Source organism: Serratia silvae, from assembly GCF_023282985.1.
In the GTDB taxonomy this organism is placed as follows: domain Bacteria; phylum Pseudomonadota; class Gammaproteobacteria; order Enterobacterales; family Enterobacteriaceae; genus Chania; species Chania silvae.
On sequence record NZ_JAGQDC010000032.1, the window covers coordinates 1 to 22,450 of the forward strand.

Sequence of the window (22,450 nt, forward strand, 5' to 3'; positions counted from 1 at the left end):
TGCGAGAGTAGGACACTGCCAGGCATCAATTAAGTAGAAAGCCTCATGCGAAAGCATGGGGCTTTTTGCTATGGGTCAAAAACAGAAATCCCCCTCACCCCAGCCCTCTCCCAGAGTCGCGACCGAGAACATCCTGAACACCCGCGGGAGAGGATTAGGGTGAGGGATCATTACTCGATCTGACAAATTAACCTGCCGGAAGACCCAGCAGGCTAACTCTTTAAAGCAGGGCCGAGTCAACCTCAGCCCAAATCAACGCCTTAGTGTGCACTCCCCTGCGAAATCCCCAACCCCGTTTGTGAACGTACAAACTGGGCGCGGAATTTCACGCGTTCTTGCTGCCCAACCAACGAATTGTCGGTCACAGAGAAGAACCAGGTGCCGATAAAGGCGACCAGCATAGAGAACAGCGCTGGATATTCGTAAGGATAAATCGGTTTGGCATGGCCGAGGATCTGCACCCAGATAGTCGGGCCCAGGATCATCAGGATCACTGCGGTTAACAGACCAAGCCACCCGCCGATCATTGCTCCCCGCGTGGTCAGGCGTGACCAGTACATGGAAAGAATGATGATTGGGAAGTTACAGCTGGCCGCAATGGAGAATGCCAGCCCCACCATAAAGGCGATGTTCTGCTTTTCAAACAGGATCCCCAGTGCGATAGCCACCACCCCGAGCAACACCACGGTGATTTTGGAAACTTTCAGCTCATCACGCTCGGTCGCTTTGCCATTTTTGATGACGCAGGCGTAGAGATCGTGAGAAACCGCAGAAGCCCCTGCCAAGGTTAGCCCGGCAACCACTGCCAGGATCGTGGCAAATGCCACCGCAGAGATAAAGCCGAGGAAGAAGTTACCCCCCACCGCGTTAGCCAAATGCACCGCTGCCATGTTGTTACCGCCCAGCAATGCCCCACTGGCATCCTTGAAGGCCGGATTGGCACTGACCAGCAGGATCGCACCGAAGCCGATAATAAAGGTCAGGATATAGAAGTAACCGATAAAACCGGTGGCATAGAACACGCTCTTACGTGCTTCTTTGGCATCGCTAACGGTGAAGAAACGCATCAGGATATGCGGCAAACCGGCGGTACCGAACATCAATGCCAGACCCAGGGAGAGGGCGGATATCGGATCGGAGACCAGTCCACCCGGGCTCATGATGGCAAGCCCTTTCGGGTGCACCTTCACGGCTTCGGCAAACAGGGTATTGAAGTCAAAGTTGACGGATTTCATCACCATCAGCGCCATAAAGCTGGCACCGGCCAACAGCAGCACGGCCTTGATGATTTGCACCCAGGTGGTAGCCAGCATGCCACCGAACAGGACATACAGCACCATCAATATACCGACCAAGACAACGGCGACGTGGTAATTGAGGCCGAACAGCAGCTGGATCAATTTGCCCGCGCCCACCATCTGGGCGATCAGATACAGTGCGACCACCACCAGGGAACCACAGGCTGAAAGTGAGCGAATCGGCTTCTGTTTCAGGCGGTAAGAGGCCACGTCGGCGAAGGTATATCGGCCAAGGTTACGTAGCCGTTCGGCAATCAGGAACAATATGATTGGCCAGCCAATCAGGAAGCCAATGGAATAAATCAGCCCATCATAGCCGGAGGTATAGACCAGCGCAGAGATACCAAGGAACGATGCCGCAGACATAAAGTCACCAGCGATCGCCAAGCCGTTTTGCAGCCCGGTGATACGCCCGCCAGCAGTGTAGTAATCTTGGCGAGAACGGGTACGTTTGGAAGCCCAATAGGTGATGTAAAGGGTGGCACCGACGAACAGCAGGAACATGATGATGGCCTGGATGTTCAGCGGTTGGCGTTGAACTGCACCACCAATGGCATCGGCATGGCTCAGGCCTGGCAGGGCCAGCAGCGCGGCGGCTGAAAGAGTGCGCTTCATTGTTTCACCTCACGCAGGATTTCAGCATTCAGGCGATCGAATTCACCGTTGGCACGGTAAACGTAGATCCCGGTTAACACAAAGGAAATCACGATCAATCCCACACCGACCGGGATCCCACGGGTAATGGTTAATCCTGGAGCGAGTGGGGTACCCAGCCACTGAGGATCGAAGGCGATCAATAAGATAAAACCTACGTACAGCGCCAGCGTGATCAGTGACAGGAACCAGGCAAAACGGCTGCGTTTTTGCACCAGCTCCTTAAAGCGCGGGTTTTCCTCAATCCCTTGATAAATGTCGTCATTCATCCGGTTATCTCCAATAGGTATTGAACGAGTACGCCGCGCGATACCCTTCCAGCTGGCAAATTGGCGCTCTGCGGGCCGCACCCATCCCAGCCAAATGTCTGGGATCGGCTTTACTGCATTTGATAGCTTTCAGGTATACAGGCCGTTCAACTACACATGGCAGGTGAACGGCCGGAGGCGGCGCGGATTAGGATGGAACTTTCATTGATTGTTTTTCTTCCAACAGCTTTTCGACTACAGCCGGATCCGCCAGCGTTGAGGTATCCCCCAGGTTGCTGGTATCGCCGGCGGCAATTTTGCGCAGAATACGCCGCATAATTTTGCCAGACCGTGTTTTTGGCAAAGAGTCGGTCCAATGGAGAACATCTGGCGTCGCGATTGGCCCGATTTCCTTACGCACCCAGTTACGTACTTCGGCATACAGTTCCGGCGTTGGCTCTTCCCCATGATTCAGGGTGATATAGGCATAAATCGCCTGACCCTTGATGTTATGCGGAATACCCACCACCGCGGCCTCGGCAATTTTGGGGTGGGAGACCAATGCGGATTCAATTTCTGCCGTGCCCAGACGGTGGCCGGAAACGTTTAGCACGTCATCGACGCGGCCGGTGATCCAGTAATAGCCGTCTTCGTCACGGCGTGCGCCGTCACCGCTGAAGTACATGCCTTTAAAGGTAGAGAAGTAGGTTTGTTCGAAGCGGTCATGGTCACCGTACAGGGTCCGAGCCTGGCCCGGCCAAGAATCGGTGATCACCAGGTTGCCTTCGCAGGCGCCTTCCTGCGGGGTGCCCATATTGTCGACCAATGCTGGTTGCACGCCAAAGAATGGGCGAGTGGCGGAGCCAGCCTTCAGTTCGGTAGCGCCTGGCAGCGGAGTGATCATGAAGCCACCGGTTTCGGTCTGCCACCAGGTATCAACGATCGGGCATTTGGCGTTACCAATTTTGTTGTAATACCACTCCCAGGCCTCTGGATTGATTGGCTCACCCACGGAACCCATGATGCGAAGTGAATCGCGTTTGGTGCCTTCGATCGCTTTGTCACCTTCGGCCATTAGGGCGCGGATTGCCGTTGGTGCGGTATACAGGATATTGACCTGATGCTTATCCACCACCTGCGACAGACGGTTTACGCCTGGGTAGTTCGGCACGCCTTCGAACATTAAGGTGATCGCACCACAGGCCAATGGGCCATATAACAGGTAGCTATGGCCAGTTACCCAGCCCACGTCGGCGGTGCACCAATAGATGTCGCCATCGTGATAATCAAAGACGTATTTGAAGGTTAGTGCGGCGTAAACCAGATAGCCCCCGGTGGTATGTACCACGCCTTTCGGTTTGCCGGTTGAGCCGGAGGTATAGAGGATAAACAGCGGATCTTCCGCGTTCATCTCTTGCGGTGGACAGTCGGCAGACACGCCTTCAGTCAGCTCATGCCACCAGAGGTCGCGCCCTTCTTGCCAGTAACCCGGCTTACCGGTACGTTGGAAGACCACCACGTTGTTGACGCTTTTCACCCCTGGGTTTTTCAGCGCATCATCGACATTCTTTTTCAGCGGTACCGCACGGCCTGCACGCAGCCCTTCATCGGCGGTGATCACTAGTTTGGAGTTGGAGTCGATAATGCGGCCAGCAACGGCTTCTGGGGAAAAGCCCCCAAAGATCACCGAGTGCACCGCACCAATGCGGGCACAGGCCAGCATGGCGACGGCGGCCTCAGGTACCATTGGCATATAGATAGCCACCACATCGCCTTTTTTCACCCCGAGCTTTTTCAGCACGTTAGCGAACTGGCAGACATCGTGGTGCAACTGTTTGTAGGTGACCTTGGCTGATTGGGTCGGATCGTCGCCTTCCCAGATAATGGCGGTTTGATCGCCGCGTTCGGCCAAGTGGCGGTCCAGACAGTTGGCCGCCAGGTTAAGGGTACCGTCTTCAAACCAGCGGATGCTGATATGGCCAGGATCGAAAGAGGTGTTCTTAACGGAGGTGTAGGGTTTGATCCAATCGAGGATCTTACCGTGCTCGCCCCAGAATGCCGCTGGGTCTTGCACAGATTGTTGATAATACTGTTGATATTGCTCCGGATTGATCAGGGCACGATCTGCAATTGCAGAAGGAATGGCGTGTTTATGCAGTTGGCTCATGGTTTTTCTCCTTAGAATTGTTAATGATATGTCAACTGACGGTTAAGTATAGTTTGCCATGACGCTTTGTTTCTTTTTTGGGCGGCAGATCACGCAACGAAGATGTTGATTTGTAATAGTTACTGTCGTAATTGTGTTGTGTAACTGTTTGGTTGACGGTGAAAAGACGGTAATGGGCGCATTTCTGTTAAAAAAGTTTTTAGAAAACTAAAAATATTAAGCGTGAGGCATCGGCTTGATGGTGCAGGAAACAATAAGGCCGAGGTTATATTTTACAGCGAATCAGACTCTATTAATGACTGCTATAAATACTCAACGAAATTGTTAGCCGCAACCCGTCGAAGGCTTATTTTTTCTGCCTTTATTATGTCGGTTTTTTGAAAATTGAAACAAGAGGTCTGGTGAATGATTCTGGGTTTAATTATTGGTTTCGTGAATTATATTGAGAGTTATCTTAGTCCATTAAAGGTGTTCGTAGGAGGACTTTATTTTCTTTTGAAAAACCTTTTGTTAACAATATCGAAACAATGATTTAGACTAAATATGCAAATGCAACGACAAATCACGCACTTTTATTTGGATTAAAAATCGTCCTATCCAATGGGCTATTGTTCTGCTCAAGCTAATATTATGTTTTTTAGAACAAGTAATTATGTTGCTATTCGTTTTTTGTTTGTTGGTTTTTTGCTGGCGAAACGGACAAAATCGAGATGAAACAAGGCTTGCAGAAGCCCGCCCTCAGATGGTACAGAGTTATACTGCGTTACACCAAGGGCAGTCGACGCAGAGGTTCACAAACATAAGCCTGTAATAAATGAGTAAGTATTCCTTCCGGAGTCAGGGTGTTGTTTAACATGTTGGCACGGAGTCTTTGAGGACTTTTGGGTATGAAAAATGTAAAGATCAGCCTGGCTTGGCAAATCCTGATCGCTTTGGTATTGGGTATTATTCTGGGCGCAGTGCTGCATAATCAAACGGAATCGCGTGAGTGGGTCGTCAGTAATATATTGAGCCCCGCCGGTGATATCTTTATTCGTTTGATCAAGATGATCGTGGTGCCGATTGTTATTTCCACGCTGATCGTCGGTATTGCCGGTATTGGTGATACCAAAAAGCTGGGCCGCATTGGATTGAAAACCATTATCTATTTTGAAGTGATCACCACCATCGCCATCATCGTGGGTGTGACATTGGCTAATGTTTTTCAACCCGGGCACGGCATTGACATGTCGGCGCTGACCGCGGTCGATATCTCACAGTATGAAAAAACGACGGAACAGGTGCAAAGCGGCTCACATAGCCTGGTGGCCACCATCCTTTCGTTAATTCCTTCTAACGTGTTCTCCTCGATGGTGAAAGGCGACATGTTGCCGATCATCTTCTTCTCAGTGCTGTTTGGGCTGGGGTTGTCCTCTTTGCCGAAAGAGACCAAAGAACCGTTGCTGAAGGTGTTCAAAGCGGTGGCCGAGAGCATGTTCAAAGTGACCCACATGATCATGCGTTACGCCCCAATCGGGGTATTTGGTTTGATCTCGGTAACGGTAGCCAACTTCGGTTTCGCTTCGCTCTTGCCGTTGGCCAAGCTGGTAGTGCTGGTTTACTTCGCCATCGCCTTTTTTGGCCTGGTGGTTCTGGGGGCTGTTGCGCGGTTGTGTAACCTGCGTATCTGGACGCTGATCCGCATCTTGAAAGAAGAACTGATCCTGGCTTACTCAACGGCCAGTTCGGAAACCGTGTTGCCGCGCATTATCGAAAAGATGGAGGCTTACGGCGCACCAAAATCCATCACCAGCTTTGTGGTGCCTACCGGCTACTCTTTCAATCTGGACGGTTCTACGTTGTACCAGAGTATTGCCGCCATCTTTATTGCACAGCTGTACGGTATTGAGCTGTCGCTGGGGCAAGAGATCATTCTGGTGCTGACGTTGATGGTGACCTCAAAAGGGATTGCCGGTGTGCCGGGTGTTTCCTTTGTGGTGTTGTTGGCGACTTTGGGCAGCGTGGGCATTCCGTTGGAAGGTTTGGCGTTTATCGCCGGTGTCGATCGTATTCTGGATATGGCACGTACGGCCCTGAACGTGGTGGGCAATGCGCTGGCGGTATTGGTGATTGCCAAATGGGAACATCAGTTCGACCGTAAAAAGTCGCTGGCCTACGAGCAGGAGTTCCTGGCCAGTAAAGTGACCCCTGCCAATCAGGCGTAAGTCGCTCCAAATCTTTTTCTCAAAACCCGCCCATCGGCGGGTTTTTCTATTGGCATGATGGCCGAAATGTTGCTGAGGCTTGTGATCTCACTGGCGCTGCATAAACTTACGCAGCACTATCATGCCGATCATCAAGATGGCACCTGGCAACCAAACCCACAGTAATTCCGACATGATCACCGCATGCCCAGCAGGAGTCAGGTATTTCTCGAGGCTAAACGGCGCTACGCGGATCACCTGCCAGGGCGCAAAGAAACGTTCGTCACTCCATGGCCACAGCCAGCCGACGCCTTTGCCTCCGGTGGTCACCGAATCCAGCAAACTGTGGGATAACAGCGAGATAAACAGGAACAACCAGGTCTTGACGGGGTTAGCCTTGAACCAGCGGTAGAACAGCAGTGCCAAGCTAGGCATCAGGAACGCAAACAGCAGTGAATGCGTGAAACCGCGATGGCCAAACTGATTGCCGTAAGCCACGCCGAATTTAAACGCCAGCACGTCGGCATCCGGCAACATAGAAAGTACCACGCCCGCGAACAGCAAGCGGGGCGGTATGATTTTTTGGCCCAGCCCTAAACCGAGACATAACGGCACTGCGGCGTGGGTAACGATCGTTGGCATAACTCTCTTCCATGATGAGGGGTAACACTGTGCTTATTATGGCATAGTCATATCCGGCCGATCGCCACTTCGCTGCACCATCGAAATAATGATGCCGAATAACTCTTCCTTAGCCTGGGCTGCCGTAATCGCGCCACAGCTGGTGGCGTAGGATAGCCCTTCCGCAGAGCCGAGCATACCCCATAGCGCGGCGTCCTGAAGCTGGTTGTTGCAGCAGAAGGGGGCAAAGATCTGGCGGCATTTCTCGATGAACACCACGGCGTAATCATTCCTGATTTTCTCAAGCTCGGGGGTACCGGCTAGTGCGGCCATGACGCTAGGCATCTCACGGCCTTGCAGCAGCACACACTCAATGTAGGAAGTGGCAATCACTGAGGCTAAGGCCTCTAGCTCCGGTTTGGTATTTTGGATGGCTTCATCCATCCGCGCGGTTTGACGACTATCAAACTCTTGATACAGCGCGGCAAACAGGCCCGAACGGTTGGTGAAGTGATCATACACCACCGGTTTGGTGACGCCCGAGCGTTCAGCCAGGTGGCCGAGCGTTAGCGCTTCGGTGCCTTCTTCATGAATGATTTCCCATGCGGTTGTCAGCAACTGCTGATAACGCTCTTCTCTCGATAGCCGAATTCGTGAATGTGGTTTGGAGGTCATGGCAATATTTACCCGTTGACAGAGCTATATACTAAAGGTAACTTACCGATGGTAACTTACTATTGGTATATAGAGTACGTTTTATACCTCGCCCTGACAATAGGAGTCACCCCATGCACGCGCTCATTGTTGTTTCCCATCCTCTCGATACGTCATTAACTCATGGCGTTGCAGCAGCCATCGCCGAAGGGATAACGGCTGCCGATCCTGCCCATTCGTTTGAAATTGCCGATCTCACCCAGGAAGGTTTCGATCCGGTGTACGGTGGCGCAGATATCGCCGCATTTTTAAAAACGGCCACCGTTCCCCCGGATATTCTGGCAGAACAGAAGCGTATCGATAGCGCGGATGCCTTGGTTCTGGTGTTCCCAATCTACTGGTGGAGCATGCCTGCCTTGCTTAAGGGCTGGATCGACCGCGTGTTCTCCAATGGCTGGGCTTATGAAGAGACGGCAGATGGGGCGGTGGTCAAAAAATTGGGGCATTTGCCTGTCCATATTATTGGGCTGGGGGCGGGAGGCAAAAACGTCTATGACCGACACGGTTATACAGACGCATTCAATGCCCAGATAGCGCATGGTATTTTTGACTATTGCGGTGCTTCGGTTAAGACATCTGAAATGCTACTGCTGCCAGAGCTGGGGGAGCCTAAGGCTTACCTCGATGCTGCGCGTCAGATCGGGCGCACTGTTTTTCAACCCGCTTACGCCGAGTAGTTCGTTGGTTGGCCCCGGATTTTAGGGGGACAACCTTGTCAGCTGACAGCGTGGATTATTTAATCCCTAACCGTTTTGCCAGGCGGTGCAGGTTCCCACTGTCCAGACTAAGTTTACGCGCCGTGGCCGCCCAATTTCTATCGCAGTCTTCCAGCGTTTTCTGGATCACATCGCGTTGAAACTGTTGGGTCATCGTGGCCAGATCGGTTGCTAATACCGGCTCGTAGGGACCGTCATTAATCCTTTCTGCCATGAGTTCCACGTTTAAATTAAAGTGTGTGGGCAGTAGTTCCAGCTCGGTGTGGTTTTGCGTTGCGCACGCCACTATTGCAGCCCGGTAGATGGCGTGCTCCAGTTCGCGAACGTTGCCTGGCCACGGATACTGCTCCAGCGTAGATAATGCCGCCGAGGTAAGGGTTAGCTGCCATCTGGCGGGCCAACTCCTGAATGGTATTGGCATCAATACCGCACAGCGCCGAGGCCCAATGGGCGTCTTTGGGCTGGCTGGCCCGACAGGTAAGGGAGGAATTGTGTGCCAGGGCAAGTTGCAGCGGCACATCCGTTTGCGGATTCAGGGCGATTTACTGCACGTGCTCGCGGCCTAAATACTCGTGGGTCGAGGTGGCCACTGGATCAACGCTGACCACTTAAATCATCAGTATTCTCCACGAGGCTGAAGCCGGAGTTTCAGCCCATGAACTCTGCCGTAAGCACGCCATCTCCGACGCCACCTTCTACACCTGGCGTAAAAGTTTGGCGGTATGGAAATGCTGGAAGTTAAGCGTCTGAAGACTCTCGAAGAAGGGAACGCCCGCCTGAAGTAGCAGCTTGCCAAAGCCAGGCTGGATAAGGAGGCACTTCAGGTGGCTTTGGGGCGAAAGTACTGACGACAGACCAGAAGCGGGAAGCGGTGGTAGTGATGTGTGACGCGACGGGTCTGCCGCAACATCGTGCCTACAGGCTGCCTGCAATTACTCTTATACCGGAAATCAGAAACTCGCGGAAACAAACACCGGATTTCAATCTGAGGGACAGTCCCTGTCCTGATAACCTTTCTTGGCCTGTATTTAGGCATATTAAGATTTTTTTTCGTAATGCTCTGTAAGCAACTTAAGCATCGCGTTTTTATGAGTTTCAATGTTTTTTTCAGTCCAACCCTCATCAAAGTTGATGTTAGAACGAAAAATAGCTCTCAATTTTAACGAGTCAAATCGAGGTTTGGCTTCAAAGTCTGCTTTTTTCTTTGCGACAGATTGATTGCTATAAGATGAATTATCTCCAGGGCTTAATAGCACTAAATTTCCAAAAGAGTTTAAAGATATTTCAGCGAGTCTATTGCCATATTCTTCTTGTTGTGGATGAACATGTTCTACGGAGTTTTTAGAGGTAATGCGATATCGTTCAAATTTAATCACATCTTTTTTTGGCATGCTGGTTTTATTTAATGATTTCCATAGTATATATTCTAGTTTTTGGAACCAATAGTGTTCAAAGCCGATGCCATGTGATTCATCAAAATAAGTTACCTGCTCATCCCAAGGTTTGGTCTTAGGTTTTATCCATTTAGCCTGTTTAAAACTGGCCTCTTTTTGGCTGTCTAAAGAAAGAGACATGCGATTATCAATACGTTCAAGTATCCGACATGCACGTTTATCCTCTGTGGCGCTAACTTCTCTGCGAATTAGTGATGCAATAAAAGGTGTTAACCAATATTGCGCACTGCGCTCACCGGTAAAGTTACGAACACTTTGCAGCATTACCAGATCACTTAATGGTTTAGTAGACCGATTTAAGTAGTATTTCCCTTTGGAGAAGCTACGTGAAACATTAGTTAATGCAAGATGCGAATCTAGGTTATCATCATTATCGACCCATTTTATAACCCATGTATCGAACTGGTAGCGTACTTGCCAAAGCATTTCTATGAAATCTTTTACTGTGCATTCATCGGAATTAATAAGTGGCTCAAAGATTTCAAGTAACCTGTCACTATGCAGTCTCGGAACGATATCTTCTTGCATTTTCAATGCAAGAAATACACGGTAAGCATGGATGAGTAACAAAGGAAAACCAATGATTGAACGACAATAAACTGTCTCGGAATTCAACTCATCTGATTCCAATTTTTCTATTGCTGTGCTCTCTAGATTAGGCTGATTCTCAATCTGTTCTGCAAGCTGAAAAATAGACAGTCCTGAGTCATTTTTTTTCGTTGGTTCTTCATAAGTAGTAAATTTTTTTAAACTAAATGTAGCAAGATCCTGATGTTGAATATTATCCCAGTCAGCTTGTTTAAATGTTTTTCTAATATTCCTTTCAAAGTAGTTTTCCATATGCTCACAGGATGACCAAATTGCTTCATATCGCGATTTATGCGTTTTAATTAGTTTTAGTAGTTTTGCTTTCAAAATGTCCGTTTGCTCTAACTGAACACCGGCAGTATTCATCGTGGCAAACAAGCGATTTAAATCCATTTGGACAGGAACAACATTATTTACCCACTGTACTCGGCCAAAAATATAGTTTGCCAATAACTCAAATTTTTGCGTCGATTGCTGTTTAAGCTTAGTGATTTCCTTGGTTAAAACAGTTAGTGCTATCTCTAGTTGCTTAAGGTAGTCGTTTTGTGCAATCGATTCATCAGACGGTTTTTCAAAGCATTTCAGCCCAGCAAGACTTCCCAATAAATTCTGGACTTGCTCTCGAATTGCAAATTGCAACCTCGGTTTATTCTCATATACAATCACATCAGCTAACAGTGTCTTGCTGCCAGCAGACTTAAAAGCAATAGCAATTAGCATCAAAGTCGTTGTGCGTTGCTGACCATCAATAAGTTCATATATTTTTTGATCATTTTTTTCCAGCAAGGATGAAAGAACAGTGCCAATGAAGTAGATTTTGTCACCTGTAAAGCAAGCCTCTTTAATATCATTGAAGAGTAATAATACGTCATCATCACTCCAAACATAAGGTCGTTGATAGCTTGGGATTGTAAACTGATAGCCTTTATTAAGTACAGTTTCGAGTGTCAGGATCTCCGTTTTAACACCCTGCTCCTTATCCATTGCTGACCTCCAAGCCTTTTATATATTTATCAAAATAAGGACCGAATTGTGTTTTAAAATCACTTTTGCTGATCGATAGGCTAAAATGCTCTGTCACGCGGACAACAAAGCGTTTTTTGACAGTGTTGTCACCCTCGCCGAGTCCATTGCCATCCACCTTTAAGTCAAACCCATCCAGCTTTGCAAAAAGCTGTTCAACCGTAAAACTTGCTGTAATCCAGTCAAGTACTGGTGTTTCTTGTATAAAAGCAGGTATTGACCTTTCTTTCACCGTAGTTTGGTTCTCAATGCGGCGGGAATAAATAACCCTAAATAGCTTTTTCGCAGCCACTTCTAGATTTTTTTGACCAAACTGACTTATATAAAGTAATAACGCAGTATCCAGTAGTTGCTTGAGATAGCTACAGCCTTCTAGTTTGCAAATAAAATGATGATAAAAATCGCTGAATCCTTTTGGTGTTGAAATCATTTTACTATGTATTAGATAGTTTTGACGAAGATTTTCAAAATACTGAAGGTAATGAATAGTATTTACACCACTATTGAGTGGTTGCCTTAAATCATATCCCACCTGTGCTTGAGATAAACTTTCTGCGCCGCTAGTTGAATAAGTACGAGTGATACGCCCAAAGGCTGTATCTTCTCCCTTGCCGGTTTTTTCTGCCAACTCATTGACAATGCAATCTCTAATTTTTGCCTTCTGGTTATGCTGCGGATATTCTCTAAAGTGCAAATACTGCCAATAACGCCCCCGAAGAAGTAAATCAACAGTCATAGACAAATCACCGAGTGCTTCCCAACGTCTGGCAAAGTGATCAACCGATGGTTTATCTTTCTCGCCAATTGCTCGCAGATGGTGTGCTTTGATAATTTGCTCTCCACTCAGACGCACTCCTCCAGTATTTTGAGTTTCAAAAAATTGGTAGGCTTGATCTTCAGAGCGAGTGATGACTAGTGAGAATTGCAATAGTTTAAAATCAATCAATTCTAGCCACTCGGCAGAATGTTGTTTTAGCCAAGCAAGATTATGCACTATCTGCCGTTGACTAATTGGTGAGTTATAATGTAGAGCAAAATCAGTAAATTGCCCATTAATATGGGCTATTAATGCTAAAGTGGTCAAGCGTTGTTGACCGTCGATGATATTAAGGCGTTCACCATCGGCATGCAAAATGACACTACCTAGATAATAGGGTATAGAGCGAGAATGGGCTTGATGTTCTGCTATATCCCTTAGCAACTTCGTGATTTGCCCATCTTGCCATATATAAGGGCGTTGATACTCTGGTATAGAAAAATTGCTGCTGATGGTACCACATGTACCGGTTTTAATCTGTTTACCTGTAAGCAGGTCAACCACAGAGCATATTGCCACACTAACAGTCACATGAATTCCTTCTGAATGTAGATCTAAGGCATCGGAGTGATGTATTAGCTGAAGCTTTATATGGGTAAAGCACCAGGGGGTGTCCACAAGTTCGAAGTCTGCCATGGGCAGATTCGATTTTTTTATTCATATTCGTTGGTATCATGATACTAAGCATGGGAAATCTCAAGTATTATGGAGCTACACAAATGAAAGCAATGATACTATTTTCCCCCAGACCTGACAAAGACCGGATACTGCTTTGCGGTGACGAATCCACCAGATAGGTATACATGAGGGGAATAGTGTTTATTGGCAATTGAAGCCTAACAGACAACGACACTGTGACCAGAAGGGCAGGTAGTCAAATGCTCAGGCTGAATGAAAGAGGCAGAGTAGTGACATCTGCGATCAGAACGACCAGAAATCTACTTGAACGCCTAAAAGCAAAAAACCCGCCATAGGCGGGTTCTTCTAAATAGTGGTGCCCGGACTCGGAATCGAACCAAGGACACGGGGATTTTCAATCCCCTGCTCTACCGACTGAGCTATCCGGGCAACGGGGCGCATTAAACCGTATTGGCCGTGCGGCGTCAACGGATTTGTGACAAAAAACGTGAAAACAGCGCCGATTGCTGGCTTTTCAGGCAAAGGGCGCGTAATTCTGCCTCTGTTGCCACCAGGTCACTGCATATCACGCTTTAGCTTAACGCACCGAACTGACGGCACTGGGCAATCTGCAAGATATCTTCGGCCAGCCGTTTGGCGACAGCAACATCCTGCAATTGGCGTTTTATCAGCAGCTTGCTTAGACAACCTTCCTGCACCAGTTCCATTTGCTGCGCTACCGAATCGGCGTCGTCGGCATCCATCTCACGCAACAGATCTCGGGTGAAGTCCAGTGAGGTGAGCTTCTGCTGCTCGGCCAGTTGATGGATCGGGTGGTCGCTCTCCGGGAAGAAGCTACAGGCGGCAATAAACAGGCAGCCGGGATAGCGTTCATTCTGCACGTGCTCCGCCAGCACGTCATAACGCGCCAGCAGCTTTTGCTGTGGGCTCAACGTCTCATCAAGCTGCAACTGGCGGCGCCAGGTATCAATCTGCTGGCCGTGGTAGCGCAGGCAGTCATACAGCAGTGCCTCACGGTCTGGCCAGAACGGTTTGAAGTCGCTGTATGGCACACCCAGTTTTTCTGCCAGCATTTCCAAGGTGGTGGTCGCCAGGCCCTGTTTTTCCAACAGCGCCAAGGCTGTATTTAAAACCTGTTCACGTTGCACTAGTGCTCCCTCCAAAAAATGTTCTGAAACTCAGTGTCGTTTACCGAGTGGTTTTCTGCAAATGTGCGTCGAAGGCTTCTGCGTTCATAAAGCCCGTCACGCGAGCTGCGGGTAACTCTTTGCCAGCTCGGTCAAAGAACAAAATGGTCGGCAAGCCAAGTACCTGCAAGTGCTTGAGCAAGGCTGCCTGCTCGGCATTATTGGCCGTCACGTCGGCCTGCAGCAACACCGTATCGGCCAATTGGGCCTGTACCGCCGGATCGCTGAAGGTGTATTTCTCAAACTCTTTACAGGCGACACACCAGTCAGCATACAGATCCAGCATCACCGGCTTGCCCTGCGCCTGTTGCAGCGCTTGGTTAAGTTGTTCAACGTTATTGATACGGGTGAAATTCAGATGCGGTAGGGCCGCCTGCTCAGAAGCGGTATGACCGAATGCCCAGTCTTGCAGTGGGCGCGCCGAAATCACCAGCGCCGCCAGCAGTAGCACCTGGATGGCCCGCGTCCAGCCACGGGATGATTGCAGGCTCAGGACGAATGCCCAGCCGAAGAACGCCAGGCCGAGCAGGCTCCACAGGCGCAGCCCCCAGACATCGCCAATCACCCGCTCAAGTAGGAACACCGGCAGTGCCAGGATCACAAAGCCAAAGGCTTCCTTGACGTACTGCATCCACGGGCCGCTGCGTGGCAGCAGGCGGTTGCCAAACAGTGTCGCGATCACCAGCGGGATACCCATCCCCAGCGCATACAGATACAACGTGCCGCCACCGGCCCACATATTGCCGCTTTGGGCGATGTACAGCAGGATGGCGCTGAGCGGGGCGGTGGTGCATGGCGAACAGATAAGGCCTGCCAGAGCACCCATCACAAACACGCCCAGCAACGAGCCACCTTGCTGGGTGTTGCTCCAGTTGGCCAGCCGCGTTTGCAGCGAAGAAGGAAGCTGCAATGAGTAGCAGCCGAACATGGACAGAGCCAGAGCGACAAACAGCACCGAAAGACCGATCAGCACGTAAGGATGTTGCAGCGCGGCCTGGAACTGCAACCCGGCGGCGGCAACCACCAGGCCGAGTAGGGTATAGGTCAGCGCCATGCCTTGGACATACACCACGGCCAGCACCAGAATGCGCCCGCTGCTGTGTGGCCGCTCACGGCCCAGGATAATGCCGGAAATCAGCGGATACATCGGCAACACGCAAGGGGTAAACGCAATACCGATACCAATCAGCAAGGCCCACAGGGGCGAGAAGGGCAGATTGGCGGGGGCCGTTTCCGTGGGGGCTACGGCGACCGGTGTTGCAGGCTCTGCGGCAAGTGTCACTGCGCTCAGCGGGATCACACGGGTTTCCGGTGGATAGCAGAAACCGGCCTCAGCGCACCCTTGGTAGGTGACGCTCAGGCTGGCATTGTCACCCGTCTGTAACAGGGGAATGCTCAGGGCCAATGGCTCCTTGAAAATGGCCACTTCACCAAAGAATTCGTCTTTATGCTTCAGCCCGGCGGGCAGTTCAAATTGGCCCAGCGTTGCCTGCTGCGGCACCAGTTTGATTTGCTGGCGGTACAGGTAGTAACCGGGGCGGATTTGCCAGCTTAGTGTCAGCTGGGGCCCTTGTTGTTTAAAATCAAAGGCAAATGCCTGATCGACGGGCACGAATTGGTTGCCCGCGTTTTGCGCGAACAGTGAAGCCTGAGCCGCAGTGGGCAGGAAGAACAGGCTGCACAGCAGCAATATCAGTTTAATGAGGCGTTGATCCATGACAGGTAATCTTTATCTCCGGCCATCACCGGCAACACCAACAGTTCGGGTGTCTGGTACGGGTGATGTTGTTTCAGGTAGGTGAGTAGCGCTTGTTGATGCTGGCAATCGCTTTTAAACAGCATCTGTACTTCGTATTCCTGTTGCAGTTTCCCTTCCCAGTAATACAAGGATGTAGCTCCAGGCAGCAGCGTGGCGCAGGCCGCCAGTTTTTCCCCCAGGACGCGTGCCGCCAGCTCTTGCGCCGTGGCTTCATCGGGTGCGGTACAGAGTATGACGATAGCTTTGCAATCAGACATCTTCGGCCCTCTCAACCAGGTTTGGTAACAGGGCACTATACCCTGAAGCGGTGTTGGCTAGAAGGTTAGATTATCAGCAGAGGGGGAAAGCGGGGCTGAAGCCCCGCTTGAGGATCACAGAACAACGCTGCCAATCAGGAAGCCGAAGATCACTGCAAACGCCACGCCCAAGGTGCCAGGGATCAGGAACGGGTGGTTAAACACGAAGCGCCCGATGCGCGTTGTTCCAGTATCGTCCATCTGTACCGCCGCCACCAGAGTAGGGTAGGTTGGCAGAATGAACAGGCCAGAAACGGCAGCAAAGGAAGCGATCGCCGTCAGGGGGCTGACATTCAGGGCCAGCGCCATCGGCATCAACGCTTTGGCAGTGGCGGCCTGAGAGTACAGTAGCGCCGAACAGAAGAAGAAGATCACCGCCAGCAACCAGGGATGGGATTGGATCACGGTACCTGCAGTCTCTTTGATCCAGTCGAGGTTGGCCTGCACAAAGGTGTCACCCAACCAGGCCACGCCCAGAATACAGATACAGGCGCTCATCCCGGCCTTAAAGGTGCTGGAGTTCAGTACCATGTCGGTATCGACGCGGCACAGGATGGTGGTCAGGGTGGCCACGCTCAGCATGATGATCAGGATGGCATTAGTGGTGTTCATCAGCGGTGTCGTCACCAGACCCATACTTGGGCTGTTGATGATGGCATAGGCTACAACGCACAGCACGCCGGCCAGGAACAGCAGCACGGAGGTTTTAGCACGTGGTTTAATCTCGATCACGTTTTCACCGCGCAGGGCAACCAGGCCTTCTTCGAAGCGTTTTTGATACACCGGATCGTCAGACAGCTTGGAGTCAAACAGCCAGGTGACCAGCAGCGACATCAGCAGCACGGACAGGAAAGTGGAAGGGATCACCACCATCAGCAAGTGCAGATAACTCACACCGTGGCCTTCCATAACGGAAGACATGTACACCACCGCTGCCGAGATAGGCGAAGCAGTAATGGCAATCTGCGCGGAAACCACGGCAGTAGACAGTGGACGGCAAGGTTTGATGCCTTGCTCTTTGGCCACTTCTGCAATCACCGGCAGGGCCGAGAGGGAGATATTACCGGTACCGGCGAAAATGGTCAGGAAATAGGTGACGATTGGGGCCAGAATAGTGATGTATTTTGGGTTTTTGCGCAGCAGCTTTTCGGTTTGCTGTACCAGGTAGTCCATCCCGCCGGCGACCTGCATGGCGGCGATAGCGGCGATAACCGCCATAATGATTGAAATAACGTCGAAGGGAATGCTGCCTGGCTTAACGCCGATCATCGCCAGCACCAACACCCCAAGACCGCCCGCAAAGCCAATTCCGATACCGCCTAGTCTGGCCCCCAAAAAGATGGCCAGTAGAACGATCACCAATTCTACTACTAGCATAGTGTTTACCCCTTAAAATGGATTTTTATGAAAACCAAAGGTTGCAATTTTGTATTCATAGAAAGAAAAAAGGCACGCTATCCAGAGGATTAGCGTGCCTTTCAGGCTACCGGATGAGTCTATTATTGTTCATTTTCATCTGTATAGCGTTTCGCCTTATACGCCGGGTGCATCAGGTTCTCTACGGAGAAGATGTCATCCAGCTCAGCTTCGGTCAGTAAACCGCGTTCCAGCACGACTTCACGTACGCTCTTGCCGGTTTCTGCACAGATCTTGCCGACAATGTCACCGTTGTGGTGGCCAATGAACGGGTTCAGATAGGTGACGATACCGATAGAGTTAAATACGTAGTACTCGCACACTTCTTTGTTGGCGGTAATACCGTTAATGCATTTTTCCAGCAGGTTATAGCAGGCGTTGGTCAGGATGTGAATCGATTCAAACATCGCTTGGCCAATCACCGGTTCCATCACGTTCAACTGCAGCTGGCCCGCTTCGGCGGCCATGGTAACGCAAGTGTCGTTGCCGATCACCTTAAAGCAAACCTGGTTAACCACTTCCGGGATCACCGGGTTCACTTTGGCTGGCATGATTGAAGAACCCGCCTGCAGCTCTGGCAGGTTGATTTCGTTCAGGCCAGCGCGTGGGCCGGAAGACAGTAGGCGCAGGTCGTTACAGATCTTGGACAGTTTGACCGCCAGGCGCTTGTGCGCGCTGTGCATCATCACGTAGGCACCGCAGTCGGAGGTGGCTTCGATCAGGTCTTCGGCAGGCACTACCGGCAGGTTGCTGACTTCCGCCAGTTTCTGTACGGCCAGCTGTTGGTAACCTTCCGGGGTGTTCAGCGCGGTACCGATCGCAGTCGCGCCTAGGTTCACTTCCAACAGCAACTCTGCGGTGCGTTGCAGGTTACGGGTTTCTTCATTCAGCAACACGCTGAAGGCGTGGAATTCCTGACCCAGAGTCATTGGCACCGCGTCCTGCAACTGGGTGCGGCCCATTTTCAGAATGGTTTCGAACTCTTTGGATTTACGGTCAAACCCTTCACGCAGTTGGTTGATGGCGTCGATCAGTTTCTGGTTGGAGGCGTAAACCGCGATGCGGAACCCGGTTGGGTAAGCGTCGTTAGTAGACTGGCACTTGTTGAGGTGATCGTTAGGGTTCAGGTATTGGTATTCACCCTTCTGGTGGCCCATCAGCTCCAGGCCGATGTTTGCCAGCACTTCGTTGGTGTTCATGTTCAGCGAGGTGCCTGCACCGCCCTGGAACACATCCACCGGGAATTGGTCCATGCATTTGCCTTTATCCAGCACTTCATCACAGGCCTGGATGATAACGTCGGCGATTTTACGTGGAATGGTATGCAGCTCTTTGTTGGCCATGGCGGCGGCTTTTTTCACCATCACCATGCCACGTACGAACTCAGGAACATCACTGATTTTACTGTTGCTGATATAGAAGTTTTCAATCGCACGCAGTGTATGAACACCGTAGTAGGCTTCTGCAGGGACTTCACGTGTTCCTAATAGGTCTTCTTCGATACGAATGTTGTTTGACATGAGAACCTTCTCTATGTTGCTGCCGAATATAATTATATGCAGGATAACAAAATAATGTTGCCGAGCGGGTCAACTGCGGAAGTATTGACCGCAGCTATTGTCGCTGCCCAGATCATATGCTGGTTGGTAATAAATGAATGAACGTAGATCACTATCTGGCGCTTCGGCAAATGACAGCTTTTGATTTCTGTGAAGGGCTTCACGTTTGCGGTATAGAGAATAAAAAAGATCGCCCGGTTGAAATGGCGGCGGGAAGCCCCCATTGTATGAAGGTTGGCCGATTGGCGGCCCCATTTATCTCGTATGCGCCATAGGCGGGTACGTCGACTCTACTTAGAGGAGAGAACCAGGTGCGCTGGTTACCGTTACTGCTGATATTTCTACTGGCTTACATAGAGATATCCTTATTTATCAAAGTTGCCGCCGTGTTGGGCGTGGCAATGACGCTGTTGCTGGTGGTGTTTACCTCCTGCGTCGGCGTTTCCCTGGTACGTAATCAGGGCATGAAGACCTTTGTGCAGATGCAACAGAAGCTGGCTGCGGGCGAAAGCCCGGCAGCGGAAATGGTGAAAAGCGTTTCACTGGTGCTGGCGGGGTTCCTGCTGGTGATACCGGGCTTCTTCACCGATTTCCTTGGCCTGTTGCTGCTGTTGCCGCCGGTGCAAAAATCGCTGACGCTGAAGCTGATGCCGCATCTCGCCGTTTATCGCCCAGGCGGTTGGGGCCAGAACGGCGGGGCTGCCAATGGCAATACCTTCGACGGTGAATTCCAGCGCAAGCAAGACGACCGCTACACCTTGGATCATCAACCCGATGATCGCGACCAGCGTGACGATCGCTGATAATTCCCCCAAACGCGGCCAACTGGCCGCGTTTTTGCTAATGGCGTTCACGGCAGGCCATCAAATCGAAAATTTTTTTGCTGCTGCCCCTTGAAGGGGGATGGAACGCCCCCATTTCAAATCCCACGGAGCCGGTATCAATAATCTGGCGCACAACCCTAAATCTGATAGAAACCTTCTTACAGGAGAGCGTTCAATGAGTATTCGTCCATTGCATGACCGCGTTATCGTCAAGCGCAAAGAAGTTGAATCAAAATCTGCTGGCGGCATCGTTCTGACTGGCTCTGCAGCGGGTAAATCTACTCGTGGTGAAGTGGTAGCCGTTGGTAAAGGACGTGTTCTGGAAAGCGGCAACATCCAGCCGCTGGATGTGAAAGTAGGCGACATCGTGATTTTCAACGACGGTTACGGCGTGAAAGCAGAGAAGATCGACAATGAAGAAGTGTTGATCATGTCCGAAAGCGACATTCTGGCAATTGTTGAAGCGTAATAACGCTTTATAAATCTTCTGAACTGAACGAGTTGAAGGGAAATACCAATGGCAGCTAAAGATGTAAAATTCGGCAATGACGCTCGCGTGAAGATGCTCCGCGGTGTGAATGTTCTCGCTGATGCAGTAAAAGTGACTCTGGGCCCGAAAGGCCGCAACGTAGTGCTGGATAAATCCTTCGGCGCTCCTACCATCACCAAAGATGGCGTATCTGTTGCTCGTGAAATCGAACTGGAAGACAAGTTCGAGAACATGGGTGCACAAATGGTGAAAGAAGTTGCCTCTAAAGCGAACGACGCTGCGGGCGACGGTACCACCACTGCAACCGTACTGGCTCAATCCATCATCACCGAAGGCCTGAAAGCTGTGGCTGCCGGCATGAACCCGATGGATCTGAAGCGCGGTATCGACAAAGCGGTTATCGCTGCGGTTGAAGAGCTTAAAAAATTATCCGTACCTTGCTCTGACTCTAAAGCTATCGCTCAGGTAGGCACCATCTCTGCAAACTCCGACGAAACCGTGGGTAAACTGATTGCAGAAGCGATGGAGAAAGTGGGTAAAGAAGGCGTTATCACCGTTGAAGAAGGCACCGGCCTGCAAGACGAGCTGGACGTGGTTGAAGGTATGCAGTTCGATCGCGGCTACCTGTCCCCGTACTTCATCAACAAGCCAGAAACCGGTTCTATCGAGCTGGAAAGCCCGTTCATCCTGCTGGCTGACAAGAAAATCTCCAACATCCGTGAAATGCTGCCAGTGCTGGAAGCCGTTGCGAAAGCAGGCAAACCACTGCTGATCATTGCTGAAGATGTTGAAGGCGAAGCGTTGGCGACCCTGGTAGTTAACACCATGCGTGGCATCGTGAAAGTGGCTGCGGTTAAAGCACCTGGCTTCGGCGACCGTCGTAAAGCCATGCTGCAAGATATCGCAACTCTGACTGCTGGTACCGTGATCTCTGAAGAGATCGGTCTGGAGCTGGAAAAAGCTACCCTGGAAGATCTGGGTCAGGCAAAACGCATCGTAATCAACAAAGACACCACCATCATCATCGATGGCGTGGGCGACGAAGCCACCATTCAGGGCCGTGTTACCCAGATCCGTCAGCAGATCGAAGAAGCGACCTCTGACTACGATCGTGAAAAACTGCAAGAGCGTGTAGCTAAACTGGCTGGCGGCGTTGCCGTTATCAAAGTGGGCGCCGCAACTGAAGTTGAAATGAAAGAGAAGAAAGCCCGCGTTGAAGATGCCCTGCACGCTACCCGTGCTGCGGTAGAAGAAGGCGTGGTTGCTGGCGGTGGCGTAGCGCTGATCCGCGTAGCTGGCAAAATTGCTGGCCTGAAAGGCGATAACGAAGACCAGAACGTGGGTATCAAAGTTGCCCTGCGTGCCATGGAATCTCCACTGCGTCAGATCGTGATCAACGCCGGTGAAGAAGCTTCTGTGATTGCCAACAACGTGAAAGCAGGCGAAGGCAGCTTCGGCTACAACGCTTACACCGAAGAATACGGCGACATGATCGCGATGGGTATCCTGGATCCAACTAAAGTGACCCGTTCTGCTCTGCAGTACGCGGCCTCTGTAGCTGGCCTGATGATCACCACCGAGTGCATGATCACTGACTTGCCGAAAGAAGACAAGTTAGACATGGGTGGCGCTGGTGGTATGGGCGGCATGGGTGGTATGGGCGGAATGATGTAATTCCCCTCACCTCTGTGAGCTAACCACAAAACCCGGCTTCGGCCGGGTTTTTTATTTCTAACTGAATACCACGTCCTATGGACGTGGTTATCGGCTTTTTGGCTCTGCCAGTAATGCTACTCA

The 22,450-nt window shown here is 50.7% G+C and carries 18 protein-coding genes, 1 tRNA gene and 2 pseudogenes; 6 read left to right on the forward strand and 15 right to left on the reverse strand.

What is annotated here, in order from left to right; genetic code table 11:
- Window positions 1-260: 260 nt before the first annotated feature.
- From actP to acs, 3 genes are all read right to left on the reverse strand, one after another.
- The gene (gene actP / locus KAJ71_RS22500) at window positions 261-1,913 is read right to left on the reverse strand and encodes a cation/acetate symporter ActP (RefSeq protein ID WP_248947689.1); all 1,653 of its coding nucleotides are present in this window, start codon (window positions 1,911-1,913) and stop codon (window positions 261-263) included.
- The gene (locus KAJ71_RS22505) at window positions 1,910-2,221 is read right to left on the reverse strand and encodes a DUF485 domain-containing protein (RefSeq protein WP_248947690.1); all 312 of its coding nucleotides are present in this window, start codon (window positions 2,219-2,221) and stop codon (window positions 1,910-1,912) included. Before KAJ71_RS22505 ends, actP begins: the two co-directional genes overlap by 4 nt.
- Before the next feature lie 187 nt (window positions 2,222-2,408).
- On the reverse strand, window positions 2,409-4,367 hold the full coding sequence (gene acs, locus KAJ71_RS22510; RefSeq protein WP_248947691.1) for an acetate--CoA ligase: 1,959 nt from the start codon (window positions 4,365-4,367) through the stop codon (window positions 2,409-2,411).
- An 887-nt stretch (window positions 4,368-5,254) separates the two neighbouring features.
- On the opposite strand from acs, the gene gltP reads away from it, so the two are divergent.
- Complete coding sequence (gltP, locus tag KAJ71_RS22515; RefSeq protein ID WP_248947692.1) at window positions 5,255-6,571, forward strand: glutamate/aspartate:proton symporter GltP; 1,317 nt, start codon at window positions 5,255-5,257, stop codon at window positions 6,569-6,571.
- Window positions 6,572-6,658: 87 nt separating this feature from the next.
- Here gltP and KAJ71_RS22520 read toward each other — a convergent pair whose 3' ends face one another.
- Together KAJ71_RS22520 and KAJ71_RS22525 are read right to left on the reverse strand one after the other, a co-directional pair.
- Window positions 6,659-7,192 carry a metal-dependent hydrolase gene (locus tag KAJ71_RS22520; protein ID WP_248947693.1) on the reverse strand — a complete coding sequence of 178 codons (534 nt, stop codon included), beginning with the start codon at window positions 7,190-7,192 and terminating at the stop codon, window positions 6,659-6,661.
- 36 nt (window positions 7,193-7,228) lie between these two features.
- The gene (locus tag KAJ71_RS22525) at window positions 7,229-7,846 is read right to left on the reverse strand and encodes a TetR/AcrR family transcriptional regulator (protein ID WP_248947694.1); all 618 of its coding nucleotides are present in this window, start codon (window positions 7,844-7,846) and stop codon (window positions 7,229-7,231) included.
- 113 nt (window positions 7,847-7,959) lie between these two features.
- Between KAJ71_RS22525 and KAJ71_RS22530 the strand changes: the two genes are divergently transcribed.
- Window positions 7,960-8,562 (forward strand): NAD(P)H-dependent oxidoreductase, encoded by a 603-nt coding sequence (locus tag KAJ71_RS22530; RefSeq protein ID WP_248947695.1) that lies wholly within the window; start codon window positions 7,960-7,962, stop codon window positions 8,560-8,562.
- 55 nt (window positions 8,563-8,617) lie between these two features.
- On the opposite strand, the gene KAJ71_RS22535 is transcribed toward KAJ71_RS22530, so the two are convergent.
- On the reverse strand, window positions 8,618-9,022 hold the full coding sequence (locus tag KAJ71_RS22535; protein WP_248947705.1) for an AAA-type ATPase lid domain-containing protein: 405 nt from the start codon (window positions 9,020-9,022) through the stop codon (window positions 8,618-8,620).
- A pseudogene (locus KAJ71_RS22540) lies at window positions 8,985-9,209 on the reverse strand (molybdopterin-dependent oxidoreductase); the annotation flags it as partial. The pseudogene KAJ71_RS22540 and the gene KAJ71_RS22535, both read right to left, overlap by 38 nt.
- A 4-nt stretch (window positions 9,210-9,213) precedes the next feature.
- Here KAJ71_RS22540 and KAJ71_RS22545 point away from each other — a divergent pair.
- Window positions 9,214-9,541: pseudogene (locus tag KAJ71_RS22545) on the forward strand (transposase); the annotation flags it as partial.
- A gap of 97 nt (window positions 9,542-9,638) precedes the next feature.
- On the opposite strand, the gene KAJ71_RS22550 reads toward KAJ71_RS22545, so the two are convergent.
- From KAJ71_RS22550 to aspA, 8 genes are all read right to left on the reverse strand, one after another.
- Window positions 9,639-11,627, reverse strand: a complete 1,989-nt coding sequence (locus KAJ71_RS22550) for a DUF262 domain-containing protein (RefSeq protein WP_248947696.1) — start codon at window positions 11,625-11,627, stop codon at window positions 9,639-9,641.
- Window positions 11,620-13,119 carry a DUF262 domain-containing protein gene (locus KAJ71_RS22555; protein WP_248947697.1) on the reverse strand — a complete coding sequence of 500 codons (1,500 nt, stop codon included), beginning with the start codon at window positions 13,117-13,119 and terminating at the stop codon, window positions 11,620-11,622. The genes KAJ71_RS22550 and KAJ71_RS22555 overlap by 8 nt, the downstream gene beginning before the upstream one ends.
- Window positions 13,120-13,475: 356 nt before the next feature.
- A tRNA-Phe gene (locus KAJ71_RS22560) sits at window positions 13,476-13,551 on the reverse strand.
- Between the two features lie 143 nt (window positions 13,552-13,694).
- A complete protein-coding gene (locus tag KAJ71_RS22565; protein ID WP_248947698.1) occupies window positions 13,695-14,270 on the reverse strand; it encodes a transcriptional regulator in 576 nt (191 codons plus the stop codon).
- 40 nt (window positions 14,271-14,310) lie between these two features.
- Complete coding sequence (locus tag KAJ71_RS22570; protein ID WP_248947699.1) at window positions 14,311-16,026, reverse strand: protein-disulfide reductase DsbD; 1,716 nt, start codon at window positions 16,024-16,026, stop codon at window positions 14,311-14,313.
- A complete protein-coding gene (gene cutA, locus KAJ71_RS22575) occupies window positions 16,002-16,325 on the reverse strand; it encodes a divalent cation tolerance protein CutA (RefSeq protein WP_248947700.1) in 324 nt (107 codons plus the stop codon). The genes KAJ71_RS22570 and cutA overlap by 25 nt, the downstream gene beginning before the upstream one ends.
- Window positions 16,326-16,439: 114 nt before the next feature.
- Window positions 16,440-17,741 (reverse strand): anaerobic C4-dicarboxylate transporter, encoded by a 1,302-nt coding sequence (locus KAJ71_RS22580; protein WP_248947701.1) that lies wholly within the window; start codon window positions 17,739-17,741, stop codon window positions 16,440-16,442.
- Between the two features lie 122 nt (window positions 17,742-17,863).
- Complete coding sequence (gene aspA / locus KAJ71_RS22585; protein ID WP_248947702.1) at window positions 17,864-19,300, reverse strand: aspartate ammonia-lyase; 1,437 nt, start codon at window positions 19,298-19,300, stop codon at window positions 17,864-17,866.
- Window positions 19,301-19,650: 350 nt separating this feature from the next.
- Here aspA and KAJ71_RS22590 point away from each other — a divergent pair, with 350 nt between their 5' ends.
- From KAJ71_RS22590 to groL, 3 genes are all read left to right on the forward strand, one after another.
- On the forward strand, window positions 19,651-20,142 hold the full coding sequence (locus KAJ71_RS22590; RefSeq protein ID WP_248947703.1) for an FxsA family protein: 492 nt from the start codon (window positions 19,651-19,653) through the stop codon (window positions 20,140-20,142).
- Between the two features lie 196 nt (window positions 20,143-20,338).
- A complete protein-coding gene (locus KAJ71_RS22595) occupies window positions 20,339-20,632 on the forward strand; it encodes a co-chaperone GroES (protein ID WP_004952634.1) in 294 nt (97 codons plus the stop codon).
- A 48-nt stretch (window positions 20,633-20,680) separates the two neighbouring features.
- Window positions 20,681-22,327, forward strand: a complete 1,647-nt coding sequence (gene groL / locus KAJ71_RS22600) for a chaperonin GroEL (RefSeq protein ID WP_248947704.1) — start codon at window positions 20,681-20,683, stop codon at window positions 22,325-22,327.
- Window positions 22,328-22,450: the final 123 nt, after the last annotated feature.